Source organism: Croceibacterium xixiisoli (assembly GCF_009827305.1).
Classification (GTDB): domain Bacteria; phylum Pseudomonadota; class Alphaproteobacteria; order Sphingomonadales; family Sphingomonadaceae; genus Croceibacterium_C; species Croceibacterium_C xixiisoli.
Map to the genome: position 1 here is coordinate 510,221 of NZ_WTYJ01000001.1, position 13,845 is coordinate 524,065.

Genomic DNA, 13,845 nt, shown 5'->3' on the forward strand with positions numbered 1-13,845 from the left:
AGGACTGCATTCAAGTAATTGTATTGTAAGAATTAGTTATCTTACAGAATGGCGAATCACGGGAAATCCAATCGCTTCCGTGACATGCTTGTGGTCGCACTGCTGACACATATGTCAGAGGTGAAGCAGACGTAAAAAAAGCCAGCGGGAATCCCGCTGGCTCGTTCTAACTTCGTTCTGTCCGGGCGAACCCGGGACCGAATCAGAGTGCTGCGACTCGCTTGCTGAGTCGGCTCATCTTGCGTGCCACGGTGTTCTTGTGGAGCACGCCACGGGCAACGCCGCGGGCCATTTCCGGCTGGGCGCTCTTCAGCGCGGCAGCGGCTTCATCCTTGTTGCCTTCGGCGAGGGCCGTTTCGACCTTCTTCACGAAGCTGCGGATACGGCTCAGGCGCGAACCGTTGATTTCTGCGCGCTTCTCGTTCCGACGGATGCGCTTGCGTGCTTGCGGCGTGTTGGCCATGTCTGTCCTCGTCTCGGGCCGTGGCAGCGGCCGCCTGTAAACTTTGCGTGATCGCGGGATTGGCGGTTACCCGCCGGAAAGCGCGCCCCTTAACGGTGGGGGGGCGAATCGTCAAGCAAATGGCTCACCTTTGGCACTTCGGGCAGAACCAGGTGCTGCGCCCGCCCTGCACGATCCGCGCGATCGTTCCGCCATCCCCGGTCAGGCAATTGTCCCCCTCGCGCCCATAGACGGCGAATCGTGTCGCGAAATAGCCCAACTCCCCATCGGGGCGGGCAAAGTCGCGCAGCGTCGATCCGCCATCGGCGATCGATTGTTCCAGCACATTGCGGATCGCCGGGATCAGCCGCCCAATCGCCGCGCGCGACACCGTGCCCCCGGCGCGCCGGGGATCGATCCGGGCGTGGTGCAGCGCTTCGCAGACATAGATATTGCCCAATCCCGCCACGATCCGCTGATCCAGCAGCAGCAGCTTGATCGCCTGCTTTCGCCCCGCCAGCTCATCGGTCAGATGCGCCACGGTCAGTCCGGGGCCCAGCGGTTCGGGGCCCATGGCGGCAAAGGCCGGCCATTGGTCCAGCGCCTCACTGTCGACCAGCGCGACATAGCCGAAGCGGCGCGGATCGTTCAGCGCCAGCCGGTGGCCGGCCGCCTCCATGACCAGATGGTCATGCTTGGCAATGGTTTCTGGATCGATTCGCCAGCGCCCGCTCATCCCCAGGTGGAAGATCATGGTCTGGCCGCGATCGGTGTGGATCAGGCCATATTTGGCCCGCCGCCCCAGCCCCGAAACGACGGCGCCGGTCAGCGCCTGCCCCAGCCCGTCGGGGAAGGGGAAGCGCAGATCCGCCCGGTTCAGCGTCACGCGGTCGATCCGCGCGCCATCCAGTATATGCGCCAGACCGCGCACGGTGGTTTCGACTTCGGGCAGTTCAGGCATGGGATCGCCTGCCTAGCGTGCGTTGATGATAATGTCATCGCCAGCGCGCGCCCGCTGGGTTAGGGCCGCTGTGTGACCCCGCAAAGCCGCCAGATCCGTGCCTTTCTCCTGCTCGGGATGGTGATGGTGCTGTGGGCCGGCAATTCCATCGTCGGCCGCGCGGTTCGTTTCGATGTCCCGCCGCTCACGCTCGCCTTCATCCGCTGGACCGGCGCCTCGCTGTTGCTGCTGCCCTTCGCCATCGGCCCGCTGCGCCGCGATTGGTCAGCCATACTGGCGGGCTGGAAACCGGTGCTGCTGCTCGGGGCGCTGGGCGTGGGCGCCTTCAACGCGCTGCTCTATTCCGGCCTGCGCGAAACCCCGGCCACCAATGCGCTGCTGCTGCAGGCGGCCACGCCCGCGCTGGTGGTCGCCTTCGATCGGATATTCTTCGGCGTGCGCAGTCCGCTGCTGCAGAATCTCGGCGTCGCCGCCTCGATCCTGGGGGTCGCGATGATCGTCTTCCAGGGCAATCTTGCCCGCGCCGCCGCGCTCAATTTCGGCGGCGGGGATGTGCTGATCCTGGGCAGCGTGCTGGTCTGGTCGCTCTATATGGTGCTGCTGCGCTGGCGGCCCGATATCTCGCCGATCAGCTTCGTGGCCGCGACCTTCTTCATCGGCGTTCTCGCCATGGCGCCCTTCGCCGCGTGGGACTGGCTGTCGGGCAACCACATCCGCTGGAGCGTGAAGGTCGTGGGCGCCTTTGCCTATGTCGCGGTGCTGCCCTCCATCGTCTCTTATTTCATCTTCAATTCGGCGGCGCATGTGCTGGGGCCGGCGCGGGCGGGGCAGACCATCACGCTGATGCCGATCTTCGGGGCCTTCCTGTCGGCCGCGCTGCTGGGCGAAGATTTGCATGGCTATCACTTTGTCGGCATGGCGCTGATCCTGTCCGGTATCGGACTGTCGATCCTGGCCATGCGGCAGCAAACGCGCGCTGGCCCTGCTGTCGGGTCATCGCTAGAGGAGCGGGCATGAACGATCAGGTATCCTTCGGCTACGAAGAAGTCGCACCCGATGAGAAGACCCGCCGTGTCGGCGCGGTGTTCTCCAATGTGGCCAAGAAATACGACATCATGAACGATGCCATGTCCGGCGGCATGCATCGCCTGTGGAAGGACCGCTTCGTCAAGCGGGTGAAGCCGCAACCGGGCGAAGCCATCCTGGACATGGCCGGCGGCACGGGCGACATCGCCTTCCGCATGGCGGCAGCCGGCGCCTCGGTCACGGTGTCGGATATCAATCAGGACATGCTGGACGTGGGCGTCGAACGCGCCATGGAACGCGGCATCGATGGGCTGGTCTGGTCGTGCCAGAATGCGGAGGAACTCAGCTTCTCCTCCCGCACCTTCGACGCCTACACCATCGCTTTCGGCATCCGCAACGTCACCCGTATCGACCATGCCCTGGCCGAAGCGCATCGCGTGCTGAAGTTCGGCGGGCGGTTCTACTGCCTCGAATTCTCGGCCACCGAATGGCCGGGCTTCAAGGAAGTCTATGACGTCTATTCGCACAAGCTCGTGCCCAGGATCGGCCAGGCGATCGCCGGTGACGCCGACAGCTATCGCTATCTGATCGAATCGATCCGCCGTTTCCCGTCCATGCCCGCGTTTGAGGGGATGATCCGCAATGCCGGCTTCGTGAACACCCGCGTGGAACCGATCCTGGGCGGGCTGGTGGCGATCCATTCCGGCTGGAAGGTCTGACCCGGCCTCTCAGGGTTCGGGGAATTCTCGCTCATGACGCGTCCGATCACGCATCTCTACCGGCTGTGGAAATGGGGCCGCACACTCGCCCGCCATGGCGCGCTGCGCGGCATCGAAGCCGATCCCAACGTGCCGGCCCCGGTGCGCCGCTTCGTGCGCGCCGCGCGCTTCGGCACGCGCCAGCCGGAACGGCCCGACTATGCTGCCGCCTTCCGCGCCATCGGTCCGGCTGCCATCAAGTTGGGGCAGACTCTGGCCACCCGGCCCGATATCGTCGGCGATGAGGCGGCGCACAATCTGCTCAGCCTGCAGGACAGCCTGCCCCCGGTCCCGTTCGAGGATATCGCGCAGCAGATCGAACGCAGCTTCCAGGCGCCGATCGATCGGATCTTCGCCTCGATCGATCCGGTCCCGGTCGGCGCCGCTTCCATTGCGCAGGTCCATCGCGGCGTCACCACCGATGGCCGCACCGTGGCGATCAAGGTGCTGCGTCCCGGCATTCGGGAACAGTTCGCCCGCGATATCCAGACCTATGAATGGGCCGCCGCCCATCTGGAGGCGGTCGGCGGTGAAGCAGTGCGGCTGCGCCCGCGCCTGACCATTGCCAATTTCAAGCGCTGGACCAATCGCGAACTCGATCTGCGGCGCGAAGCGGCCTCGGCCTCCGAACTCGCCGCCGTCATGCGCGGCGTGCATGGCTATGCCATCCCCTTCATCGACTGGGATCGTACCAATGGCCGGGTGATGACGATCGAATGGATCGACGGCATCAAGGTCAGCGATATCGCCGGGCTGCGCGCAGCCGGGATCGATCTGCCCGATCTGGCCCGGCGGCTGGTGTTGGCCTTCCTGACCCAGGCGATCAGCGCCGGTTTCTTCCATGCGGACATGCATCAGGGGAATCTGTTCGTCCGCGCCGATGGCACCATCGTGGCCATCGATTTCGGCATCATGGGCCGGATCGATACCCGGGCCCGCCAATGGCTGGCCGAAATCCTTTATGGCCTGACCACGGGCAATTACCGCCGCGTCGCCGAAATCCATTTTGAGGCGCAATATGTGCCCAGCTATCATTCGGTCGACGAATTCGCCACGGCCCTGCGCGCGGTGGGCGAACCGATGCGCGGCAAGCCGGTCAGCGAACTTTCGGTCGGGCAGATGCTCGACAGCCTGTTCGCCATCACCCGCGAATTCGACATGCAGACCCAGCCGCATCTGCTGCTGCTGCAGAAAACCATGGTCATGGTCGAAGGGATCGCCACCCAGCTCGATCCGCAGATCAATCTGTGGGACGTGGCCGCCCCCTTCGTGCGCGACTGGATCCGTGACGAGCTGGGGCCGGAGGCGATGATCGCAGACCGGATCCGCCGCGATACCGATACACTGCTGCGCATCCCCGAACTGATCCGCCGCATCGAAGAAAAATACCCGCCCAAGGGTGGCGCGCCCGAAGCCCCGCCCTTGCCGGAGGTGGATCTGATCGTAGGTGCCCCGCGCGACGAAGGCGAGGGGCGTCGCTGGCCCGGCTATGTCGCGGCGGCGCTGGGCGGTGCGGCGCTCAGCTGGCTGGCAGCTTATGCCGGCTGGCTTGCCTGATTCCCCCGCCGCGCCGGCCATGCGCAACCCCTTGGTGCTTCATCGTATGATGGATGGGCTGCGCGGGCTGCTGTCCGGCTGGAACAGCCTGGCCCATCCGCTGCGCAACCTGCCGCGCTGGGCCGTGCTGCTGGTGCTCGCGGTCGCGGCCGGGTCGCTGGCCTGGAGCGCGATCACGGTCACCGAATTTCACGCCCAGCAACGCGTGATGCAGACCAAGGCAGCCAAGAGCGGCTATGGCGATCTGCGACTGTATGAAGACATTCTCAAACGGGTGAAGGCAGGCGAAAACTACTATTCCGCCGCGCTGGATCAGCAGCGCAAGCACAATTACCCGACCAGCCCCTTCGTCACCGTGCGTCAGCCGACTCTGGCGCTGGGCGCGGCCTGGTTCGGTCTGCCCGGCTGGCGCGCCATCGCGATCGGTGTGCTGTTCGCCAATATCCTGGTCTGGATGGGCGCGCTCGGCCGGCGGGTCACAATCCTTGAAAAAGTCGCCATGGCGATGGCGATCTTCATCTTCGGCATCGTCGCCTTCTACGCCCGGATCGGCCTGATCCATGAAATGATCGCCGGCCTGTTCCTCTCGCTGGCACTGGGGCTCTATCGCCCGCGTTTCGGCTGGGTGCTCAGCCTGATCGTCCTGTCGGCCGCGCTGGCGGTGCGCGAAATGGTGCTGCCCTTCCTGCTGCTGTGGGCGGTGTTCGCCGTGCTGGAACGGCGCTGGCGCGAACTGGCGGGCATGGGCATTGTGCTGGTTCTTTTCACCATCGGCATGGTGCTCCATGCGCAGGAAGTCATGGCCTATCGCCTGCCCGGCGATCTGCCATCCCCGGGCTGGAACGGCGCGCTGGGGCCAAAACTGGTGCTGACCAGCCTTACCCAGCTGTCCTTCCTGCTCACCTTGCCGCCGGCATGGGGCGGCGTGCTGGCCCTGCTGCCGATCCTGGGCTGGATCGGGCTGGGCGGGCGCATCGGGCTGTTTTCCACCCTGTGGTTCCTGGGCATGGCGCTGGCCATGTCGCTGTTCGCCCGGCCCAACAATTTCTACTGGGTGGTCCTGCTGCTGCCTGCCTATCTTACGGGGATAGTGCTGGTTCCGCGCGCGCTTTATGATCTCGTGCTCGCCCTGCTGGGCCGGCGGGAAGTGCGCGAACCGGCGTTGGAGAAGGCACCATGACGCAATCGCGTATTCTACTGGTGATCGGCGGCGGCATCGCCGCCTACAAGGCGTGCGAACTGGTCCGGCTGATCCGCCGCAATGGCGCCGATGTCACCTGCGTCCTCACCGATGGCGGCGCGCAATTTGTCACGCCCATGAGCCTGGCGGCGCTGTCCGGCAATCCGGTCCACACCTCCTTGTGGGATCTGCAGAGCGAGACGGAAATCGGCCATATCCAGCTCAGCCGCGCGGCCGATCTTGTGGTCGTCTGCCCCGCCACGGCCGATCTGCTGGCCAGGATGACCGCCGGCCTCGCTGATGATCTGGCCACCACCCTGCTGCTGGCGACGGACAAGCCGGTGCTGGCGGTTCCCGCCATGAATGTGCGCATGTGGCAGCATGCCGCCACGCAGCGCAACATCGCCTGGCTCCGGCAATCCGGGGTGGAGGTGATGCGACCGGACGAAGGGCCGATGGCCTGCGGCGAATTCGGCCCCGGCCGCCTGCCCGAACCCGATGCGATCTGGGACCGGATTTCCCATCTGCTCGCTGCAGGTCCGGCCGGAACGGTCACCGCCGACCCGCTGAGCGGGCAACCGGATTTTGATGAAGGCGTGCAGCATCGCCCGCTGTTCGGTCGACATATCCTCGTCACCGCCGGGCCGACCCATGAACCGATCGATCCGGTGCGCTACATCGCCAACCGGTCCAGCGGCAAACAGGGCTTCGCCATTGCGGAGGCTGCCGCTGCCGCCGGCGCACGAGTCACGCTGGTCGCCGGGCCGGTCACGCTGGCAACGCCGCCGGGTGTCGATCGGATCGATGTCGAAAGCGCGCGCGAAATGGCCGATGCCGTCGCCGCCGCGCTGCCGGCCGATGCGGCGGTGATGGTCGCCGCCGTCGCCGACTGGCGCGCGCGCGATTATGCGGCGGACAAGATCAAGAAGGATGGCGGGCAGTTGGCCCCGCTGCCGCTGGCGGAAAATCCGGATATTCTCGCCACGCTGGCCGCCCGGCCCGATCGCCCCCGGCTGGTGGTTGGTTTCGCCGCCGAAACAAGCGATGTCGTCGCCCATGCCATGGCCAAGCGGGTGCGCAAGGGGGCGGACTGGATCGTCGCCAATGACGTATCGGGCGATGTCATGGGCGGGGCGGACAACACCGTGCATCTGATCCGCGCCGATGGGGTGGAAAACTGGCCGACCCTGTCGAAGGCCGATGTCGCCCGCCGGCTGATCGAACATATCGGGGAAGAGCTTGCCAATGACTGATCGCGTACCCGTCCGCATCCGCCGCCTGCCGCATGGGGCGGGGCTGGCCCTGCCGGCTTATGCCACCCCGGGCGCAGCCGGCATGGATGTGCTGGCGGCGGAAGATCTGCTGCTTGCCCCCGGCGCCCGCCACGCGCTGGCGACCGGCTTCGCGCTCGCGATTCCGGAGGATTACGAAATCCAGGTGCGCCCGCGTTCGGGCCTCGCACTCAAGCATGGCATCAGCATGCCCAACACCCCCGGCACGATCGACAGCGATTATCGCGGGGAACTCAAGATCATCCTGATCAACCATGGCGCCGAAGCCTTCACCATCGCCCGCGGTGACCGTGTGGCGCAGCTGGTGCTGGCCCCGGTGGTTCGCGCCGCCTGGGAAGAGGTTGAGGAACTGGATGATACCGCACGCGGCACCGGCGGCTTCGGATCGACCGGCGGCCACGCCACGCTCGGCTGAGACGGGCCAAGCGGGGGAAGGGGGCGCCACACCACGGCGCCCCCGTCTCACATCACTTCAGGCCCAGCGCCTCGGCAATCGCCTTCCACGACACCAGCTTGAAGTTCTGCGCATGCGGGGCGTTGTGCCCATCCTGCGCCACGAACAGCCCGTCGGGATAGTTCGGGCCGAAATTGCCGGACGCGATCTCGATACCGTCGGTCTCCTCGGTCGCACCGAAGGCGCCGGCGCCCACGCGGAACCGGCCCACCGGCGTCACCTCGGGCAGGCGGAACACGGCATAGGCATTGTCCCCCTGGCTCGATGCCACCAGGAAACGGGCATTCGCGCCGGACCAGATCGCCAGCCCTTCGACATCGGCCACCAGCTGCTGGTTGTCGACGGGGGCGACGATACTGCCGGTGCTTTCACCAGGGCGGAACCGCCAGATGCCGGCATCTTCTTCCCCGACATAGAGCGTGCCATCGCTGGGATCGACCACGCAGCCTTCGGCCTGGGTCGGCACCTTCATGCGCCGCTCGAATGTGCCGGTCAGCTTCCCGTCAAAACCCAGCTTCACCTCATGAATGGTGCCGTCCTTGATCACCGAATAGGCGTGGATACCGTCATCCTTGACGCCCAGGCACAGGCCATAACCTTCGCCCGCACCGCCGGGCACCACGCCCATCAGATCCAGCGTGCCGGTGCCGGTGTTCAGCTGATAGATCTGCAGCTGCGAATGGGCCCGATCGTTGCGGTCGCTGGCGACCACGATCACCCGGTCGTCGGGCAGGGACGCCAGATCGACATTGTTGAGCAGCCCGCCCTCGACAAAGCTCTTCACCGTGCCATCCAGCCCATAGACATAGAGCCCGGCCTTCTTGTCGGTGGCCACGATCAGGCTGGCTTCGGGGTCGCCGGCATTGTGCCAGATCGCCGGATCATCGGCGGCATCGGCATTGGCGGTGCCCACCGGCACGGTTTCGGCCGTGGCGGTCACATTGACCGCCGGCAGGCCGGCGATGGCCGGGGCGGCGGTGGTGGCGCAACCGGCCAGGGTGGTTGCCAGCACGGCAAGGCTGGCTGCAGCCAGGCAGGATCGGGACAGGAACATGGGGCCTCCGTTGTTTGCCGGCTGGCTAAAACTGCTGTGTGTCAAATCGCGGGCACAAATGTTGCAGGCGCAAGACAGTGGGCCACTGCGGCAAAAATGCCAGCATGGCCTGGGGCCGACGGAAAAGAGCGGACCCTGGGGCCCGCTCTTGTGTATTTTCAAAGCTCTACCGGCGATCAGCGGCGACGGTTGTCCCGCTTGACGGGCTGGTCTTCCGGCCGCACCGAAATGCGGGTGGTCTCGCCCGAATTGCCGGGGAAGTCGGTGAACATCGCTTCCACCAGATTCGGCACCAGATATTGCATCCGGTTGGATGTCGACAGCGCCTCGGCCCGGCCTTCGAACAGGCGCTGACCATCGGCCTTGCGGTCGATCTTCATCTCGATCCCGCTGGTGTAGATGGTGTAGCTGGAAATATCCCGGTCGAAGAACGGATCCTGCCAGCCATAACCCCAGGCGCGGTTGGGGAAGTAGCCGCGGCCACCCCATCCACCGCCCCAGCCGCCCCAACCGCCGGGGCGGAAGCCGTACCAGCTGGAATAGAACGGATCGCGGAAACCGGTGGACTGGATGCGTTCGCGCCCCTTGTCCACACCATAATCGAACCGGACGATCAGGGTCGCACTGTCGGCCGATGCGGCCGGGCGATAACCCAGCTTTTCCATCTGCTGCGCGACGAAGCCGGCGTATTGGGAAAATTCCAGCCCCCCGGCCAGCGCCGGATCATCCGCCACCACGGCAAAGGTCTGGCCCTGCGGCGCCGGCAGCTGCGATTGGAAGCGGGACACATCGGCATTGAAATTCGATGCACAGGCAGACAGGCCCAGCGCCGCCAGCGGCAACACCGCCAGCTTCATGCCGGTCGCCAATCGGGTGGCCCCCAGTTTTTTCAACAATTCCATGGTGCAGTCTCCAAATCGGACTGGCTGTGCTGTTCTTCCGCTAACCGGCGCACCGCCGCCATTTCATGCATCTTCCATAAACATGGGGTGCTGAATGCGGCTTGAATAGAGTTCTGAAATAAATTGTTACAAATCAAGGTGTTGATTTATATCAAGCTGAAATAGCGCGGGCGGCCCATGGGGCCGCCCGCAAACATCTGATGAAACAACGTATTACAGTGTGCCGTCAGCGCAGCAGCCCCAGCGATCGATAGGCTGCCGCCAGCGTCGGCCCCGCAATCTCGCGCGCCTGGGCCGCGCCACGTGCCAGAATGGCATCCAGCGCTTCCCGATCGTTCAGCAATTCGTTGAACCGGGTCGTGATGGGGGACAGGGTTTCCACCACCAGCTCGGCCAGCGCCGGCTTGAACACGCCGAAGCCCTGGCCGCCATATTCGGCCAGCACCTCGGCCTGGCTGCGATCGGCCAGCGTGGCGAAGATGGCAACCAGGTTCAGCGCTTCGGGGCGACCGTCCAGCCCCTCGGTGTCCGATGGCAGGGCATCGGCATCCGATTTCGCCTTCTTGATCTTCTTCACCATGGTGTCGGCATCATCGGACAGATTGATCCGGCTCATGTCCGACGGGTCGGATTTGCTCATCTTGGCCGTGCCGTCGCGCAGCGACATGATCCGCGCGGCCTGCGGCGGGATGATCGGTTCGGGCTGGATAAACACCGGCGCATCCTCGCTGGCGAAGTCATTGTTGAACTTCTGCGCAATGTCGCGTGCCAGCTCCAGATGCTGCTTCTGATCCTCGCCCACCGGCACATGGGTCGCCTGATACAGCAGCACGTCGGCCGCCTGCAGCACCGGATAGGTGAACAGCGCGGCGCTGGCGCCTTCGCGGTTCTTGCCGGACTTGTCCTTGAACTGGGTCATGCGGCTCAACCAGCCCATGCGGGCGGTCCCGTTCAGCAGCCATTGCAGTTCGGAATGCGCCGGCACCTGCGCCTGGTTGAACAGCACGGACCGGTCCGCATCGATCCCGCAGGCGACCAGCGCAGCGGCCATTTCCAGCGTCGCCCGGCGCAGCTCTGCGGGCACATGCGGCATGGAAATGGCGTGCAGATCGGCCAGGAAGAACAGGCATTGCGCCCCCTCTTCCATGCTGTCCTGCATCCGCACCCAATTGCGGATGGCGCCAAGATAATTGCCGAGGTGGAGGGAACCGGTGGGCTGGATGCCGGAAACGATACGCATGGGCGTGCCTTTCGAATGTCGTGTCGATGATATGTCTGTCAGAACCGGCAGCGGACGCGCGCCGGGGAGGCCTCAGGCAGAGGCGGTGCCACACCATGGGCCGGGCCATCGCCAGGCCTCCTGATCGCGCGGCGACCAGGTGGCAGGGCCCGTGGACAGAAGGATTGCAGAACGGTCCATCGCCGGCGCGCATATCACAAAGCAGCGGTTTGGAGCAATTTCTATGCAGGTGGAATCACTTGCTGACTCGGAAATTGCGGTAAACAAACGAAAATAGAGCGGCGATTCGAGGCGACCGGATCGGAATCTGCTCTGGGCGGCGTGGACAAATTAGCAATCGTCTGGTTTCGCCCCAGTTCTCGCCATTCCGGTGCGCGCTGGCCGTGCCGGAAAACCGCCATCCCTTTCGTTCCCGTCGTGCTGACCCCAACGGCAGGGGCCGGGACAATTCTGCCGTTCCCGGCAATCGCGGGGAATGACTGCTCTCGCCGAAACTTGTCAGTTCCTGCCGGACTGACCTGAGATAGCGATGGTGGAAAGGTCAGTTGCCGGATCGACGAACACGCCATGCTGCTTGCGCTCCGAATAGCGATCGACAAGCTGCTGCGCGTGCGGGCGCATCAGGACAGTGAAGCGCACCAGCTCCTCCATCACATCCACGATACGGTCGTAATAGCTCGACGCCTTCATGCGGCCCGCTTCGTCAAATTCCTTGTATGCCATCGCCACGGATGACTGGTTGGGGATGGTGAACATCCGCATCCAGCGGCCCAGCAGGCGCAGCGTGTTGACCGCGTTGAACGACTGCGACCCACCAGACACCTGCATGACCGCAAGCGTGCGTCCCTGCGTCGGCCGCATCCCTTTCATCTCCAGCGGCAGATGGTCGATCTGCGCCTTCATGACGCCGGTAATCTGCCCATGGCGTTCCGGGCTGCACCACACCTGACCTTCGGACCACATCGAAAGCTCGCGCAGTTCATGGACGGCAGGATGATCGTCTCCCGCTATCTGGTCGGGCAGAGGCAGCGTCGAGGGATCGAAGATCCGGGTGTCCGCGCCGAACAGACGCAGAAGCCGTGCGGCCTCCTCGACGGCAAACCGGGAGAAGGACCGCTCACGCAGGCTGCCATAGAGCAGCAGGATACGCGGCGCGGGGTCCAGCGCGCCCAGCCCCGAGGCGGGCCGCTGGTGGATAAAGGCGGGATCGAGCGCCGGCAGGCTGTCGGCGTCATGGAGATTACGAAGAGGCATTCAGGCAAATCCGATGCGCAAGGCGAGAGCCGCAAGGGTGATGAGCAGGACGGGAACCGTGAGCGTGACGCCCACCCGGAAGTAATAGCCCCACCCGATCCTGATCCCCTTCTGGCCGAGAACGTGGAGCCACAGCAGGGTCGCAAGCGAGCCAATGGGCGTGAGCTTGGGTCCGAGGTCGCAGCCGATCACATTGGCGTAGATCATGGCTTCCTTCACCGCGCCCGTGGCATGCGCGGCGTCGATCGACAGCGCCCCCACCAGTACGGTCGGCATGTTGTTCATTACCGACGACAAGGCCGCCGCGATCATGCCGGTTCCCAGCGCCGCGCCCCACACGCCGCCCTTGGCGGTCTGATCGAGCAGTGCGGCGAGGTGGTCGGTCATCCCGGCATTTCGCAGGCCATAGACGACCAAATACATGCCGAGGGAGAAGATCACGACCTGCCACGGCGCTTCGCGCACGACCTTGCGGGTCTGGATCACATGCCCCTTGCCCGCAATCGCAAGCAGCAGGATTGCGCCGGCAGCGGCGACGGCGCTGACAGGCACTCCCAGCGGTTCGAGCAGGAAGAAACCAAGCAGCAGCAGCGCCAGCACGACCCACCCGGCGCGGAAGGTCGCGGCATCTTGGATCGCCTCACCTGGTGCGCGCAGCGCCGCCACGTCATAGGTCGCCGGAATGTCGCGCCGGAAAAACAGCATCAGCACGCCCAGCGTCGCGGCGATCGCCGCCAGATCGACCGGCACCATGACGCTCGCATATTCGCCAAAGCCCAGACCAAAGAAGTCGGCTGACACGATGTTGACGAGGTTCGAGACGACCAGTGGCAGGCTTGCCGTATCGGCGATGAACCCGGCAGCCATGACGAAGGCGAGTGTGGCTTTGTCGCCATATCCCAGCGCCCGCAGCATGGCGATGACGATCGGCGTCAGTATCAGCGCCGCGCCGTCATTAGCGAAGAGGGACGAAACGGCCGCGCCCAGCAGCACCACCAGCGCGAACAGGCGGCGACCATTGCCGTTGCCCCATCGGGCGACATGGAGCGCGGCCCACTCGAAAAATCCAGCTTCATCAAGTAGCAGGCTGATGATGATGATCGCGACGAACGCAGCCGTCGCGTTCCAGACGATGCCCCACACCACCGGCACATCCGACAGTGACACAACGCCGAGAAGCAGCGCTACCACCGCGCCGCCCAGCGCGCTCCACCCGATGCCAAGACCCTTGGGCTGCCAGATGACAACCGTGATCGTGGCAACGAATATGAGGACAGCGAGCAGCATCAGGCGATGCGCTGGCCCGAGGCGTCCACCACCTGTTCACCATCTTCCTTCGCGAACGCGCCGAGCTGGCCGGTGGGCAGCAGATCAAGCACGTCTTCGGAAGGACGGCACAGCTTCACGCCCAGAGGCGAGACGACCAGAGGCCGGTTGATGAGGATCGGGTGCGCCATCATTGCATCGACCAGCGCGGCATCCGACAATGTGGTGTCGCCCAGGCCCAACTCTGCATAGGGCGTTCCCTTCTCGCGCAGTAGGGCGCGCGGGCCGATCCCGGCGCGGTCTATCAGTTCGATCAGCAATGCGCGCGAAGGCGGGGTTTTCAGATATTCGATGACATGGGGTTCGATGCCCGCGTTACGGATCATCGCCAGCGTGTTGCGCGAGGTGCCGCATTCCGGGTTGTGATAGATGATGATGTCGATTGCCACGATAAATCCT

The 13,845-nt window shown here is 64.8% G+C and carries 14 protein-coding genes; 6 read left to right on the forward strand and 8 right to left on the reverse strand.

Going from position 1 to position 13,845, the window contains the following annotated elements:
- Positions 1-202: 202 nt before the first annotated feature.
- Positions 203-463, reverse strand: coding sequence for a 30S ribosomal protein S20 (gene rpsT, locus GRI97_RS02475; protein ID WP_161389540.1), 261 nt, complete (start codon positions 461-463; stop codon positions 203-205).
- Between the two features lie 124 nt (positions 464-587).
- The gene (gene mutM, locus GRI97_RS02480) at positions 588-1,403 is read right to left on the reverse strand and encodes a bifunctional DNA-formamidopyrimidine glycosylase/DNA-(apurinic or apyrimidinic site) lyase (RefSeq protein ID WP_161389541.1); all 816 of its coding nucleotides are present in this window, start codon (positions 1,401-1,403) and stop codon (positions 588-590) included.
- Positions 1,404-1,475: 72 nt separating this feature from the next.
- On the opposite strand from mutM, the gene GRI97_RS02485 reads away from it, so the two are divergent.
- The 6 genes from GRI97_RS02485 to dut are packed head-to-tail and all read left to right on the forward strand — an operon-like array spanning position 1,476 to position 7,631.
- On the forward strand, positions 1,476-2,420 hold the full coding sequence (locus tag GRI97_RS02485) for a DMT family transporter (protein WP_328598485.1): 945 nt from the start codon (positions 1,476-1,478) through the stop codon (positions 2,418-2,420).
- The gene (locus tag GRI97_RS02490) at positions 2,417-3,148 is read left to right on the forward strand and encodes a class I SAM-dependent methyltransferase (protein WP_161389542.1); all 732 of its coding nucleotides are present in this window, start codon (positions 2,417-2,419) and stop codon (positions 3,146-3,148) included. The genes GRI97_RS02485 and GRI97_RS02490 overlap by 4 nt, the downstream gene beginning before the upstream one ends.
- Positions 3,149-3,181: 33 nt before the next feature.
- Positions 3,182-4,744, forward strand: coding sequence for a 2-polyprenylphenol 6-hydroxylase (ubiB, locus tag GRI97_RS02495; protein ID WP_161389543.1), 1,563 nt, complete (start codon positions 3,182-3,184; stop codon positions 4,742-4,744).
- Between the two features lie 34 nt (positions 4,745-4,778).
- Positions 4,779-5,924, forward strand: a complete 1,146-nt coding sequence (locus GRI97_RS02500; RefSeq protein ID WP_235917583.1) for a hypothetical protein — start codon at positions 4,779-4,781, stop codon at positions 5,922-5,924.
- The gene (locus tag GRI97_RS02505) at positions 5,921-7,177 is read left to right on the forward strand and encodes a bifunctional phosphopantothenoylcysteine decarboxylase/phosphopantothenate synthase (RefSeq protein ID WP_161389545.1); all 1,257 of its coding nucleotides are present in this window, start codon (positions 5,921-5,923) and stop codon (positions 7,175-7,177) included. The genes GRI97_RS02500 and GRI97_RS02505 overlap by 4 nt, the downstream gene beginning before the upstream one ends.
- Positions 7,170-7,631 (forward strand): dUTP diphosphatase, encoded by a 462-nt coding sequence (gene dut, locus GRI97_RS02510; RefSeq protein WP_161389546.1) that lies wholly within the window; start codon positions 7,170-7,172, stop codon positions 7,629-7,631. The genes GRI97_RS02505 and dut overlap by 8 nt, the downstream gene beginning before the upstream one ends.
- 52 nt (positions 7,632-7,683) lie before the next feature.
- Here dut and GRI97_RS02515 read toward each other — a convergent pair whose 3' ends face one another.
- The 6 genes from GRI97_RS02515 to arsC form a co-directional block, all read right to left on the reverse strand.
- Positions 7,684-8,724 (reverse strand): phytase, encoded by a 1,041-nt coding sequence (locus GRI97_RS02515; protein WP_161389547.1) that lies wholly within the window; start codon positions 8,722-8,724, stop codon positions 7,684-7,686.
- A 176-nt stretch (positions 8,725-8,900) separates the two neighbouring features.
- Complete coding sequence (locus tag GRI97_RS02520) at positions 8,901-9,626, reverse strand: DUF4136 domain-containing protein (protein WP_377018654.1); 726 nt, start codon at positions 9,624-9,626, stop codon at positions 8,901-8,903.
- Positions 9,627-9,852: 226 nt separating this feature from the next.
- On the reverse strand, positions 9,853-10,866 hold the full coding sequence (gene trpS / locus GRI97_RS02525; RefSeq protein ID WP_161389548.1) for a tryptophan--tRNA ligase: 1,014 nt from the start codon (positions 10,864-10,866) through the stop codon (positions 9,853-9,855).
- 498 nt (positions 10,867-11,364) lie between these two features.
- Complete coding sequence (gene arsH / locus GRI97_RS02530) at positions 11,365-12,120, reverse strand: arsenical resistance protein ArsH (protein WP_161389549.1); 756 nt, start codon at positions 12,118-12,120, stop codon at positions 11,365-11,367.
- Positions 12,121-13,407, reverse strand: coding sequence for an arsenic transporter (locus tag GRI97_RS02535; RefSeq protein ID WP_161389550.1), 1,287 nt, complete (start codon positions 13,405-13,407; stop codon positions 12,121-12,123). It abuts the gene before it with no gap.
- Positions 13,407-13,835, reverse strand: a complete 429-nt coding sequence (gene arsC / locus GRI97_RS02540; protein WP_328598486.1) for an arsenate reductase (glutaredoxin) — start codon at positions 13,833-13,835, stop codon at positions 13,407-13,409. The genes GRI97_RS02535 and arsC overlap by 1 nt, the downstream gene beginning before the upstream one ends.
- Between the last annotated feature and the right edge of the window lie 10 nt (positions 13,836-13,845).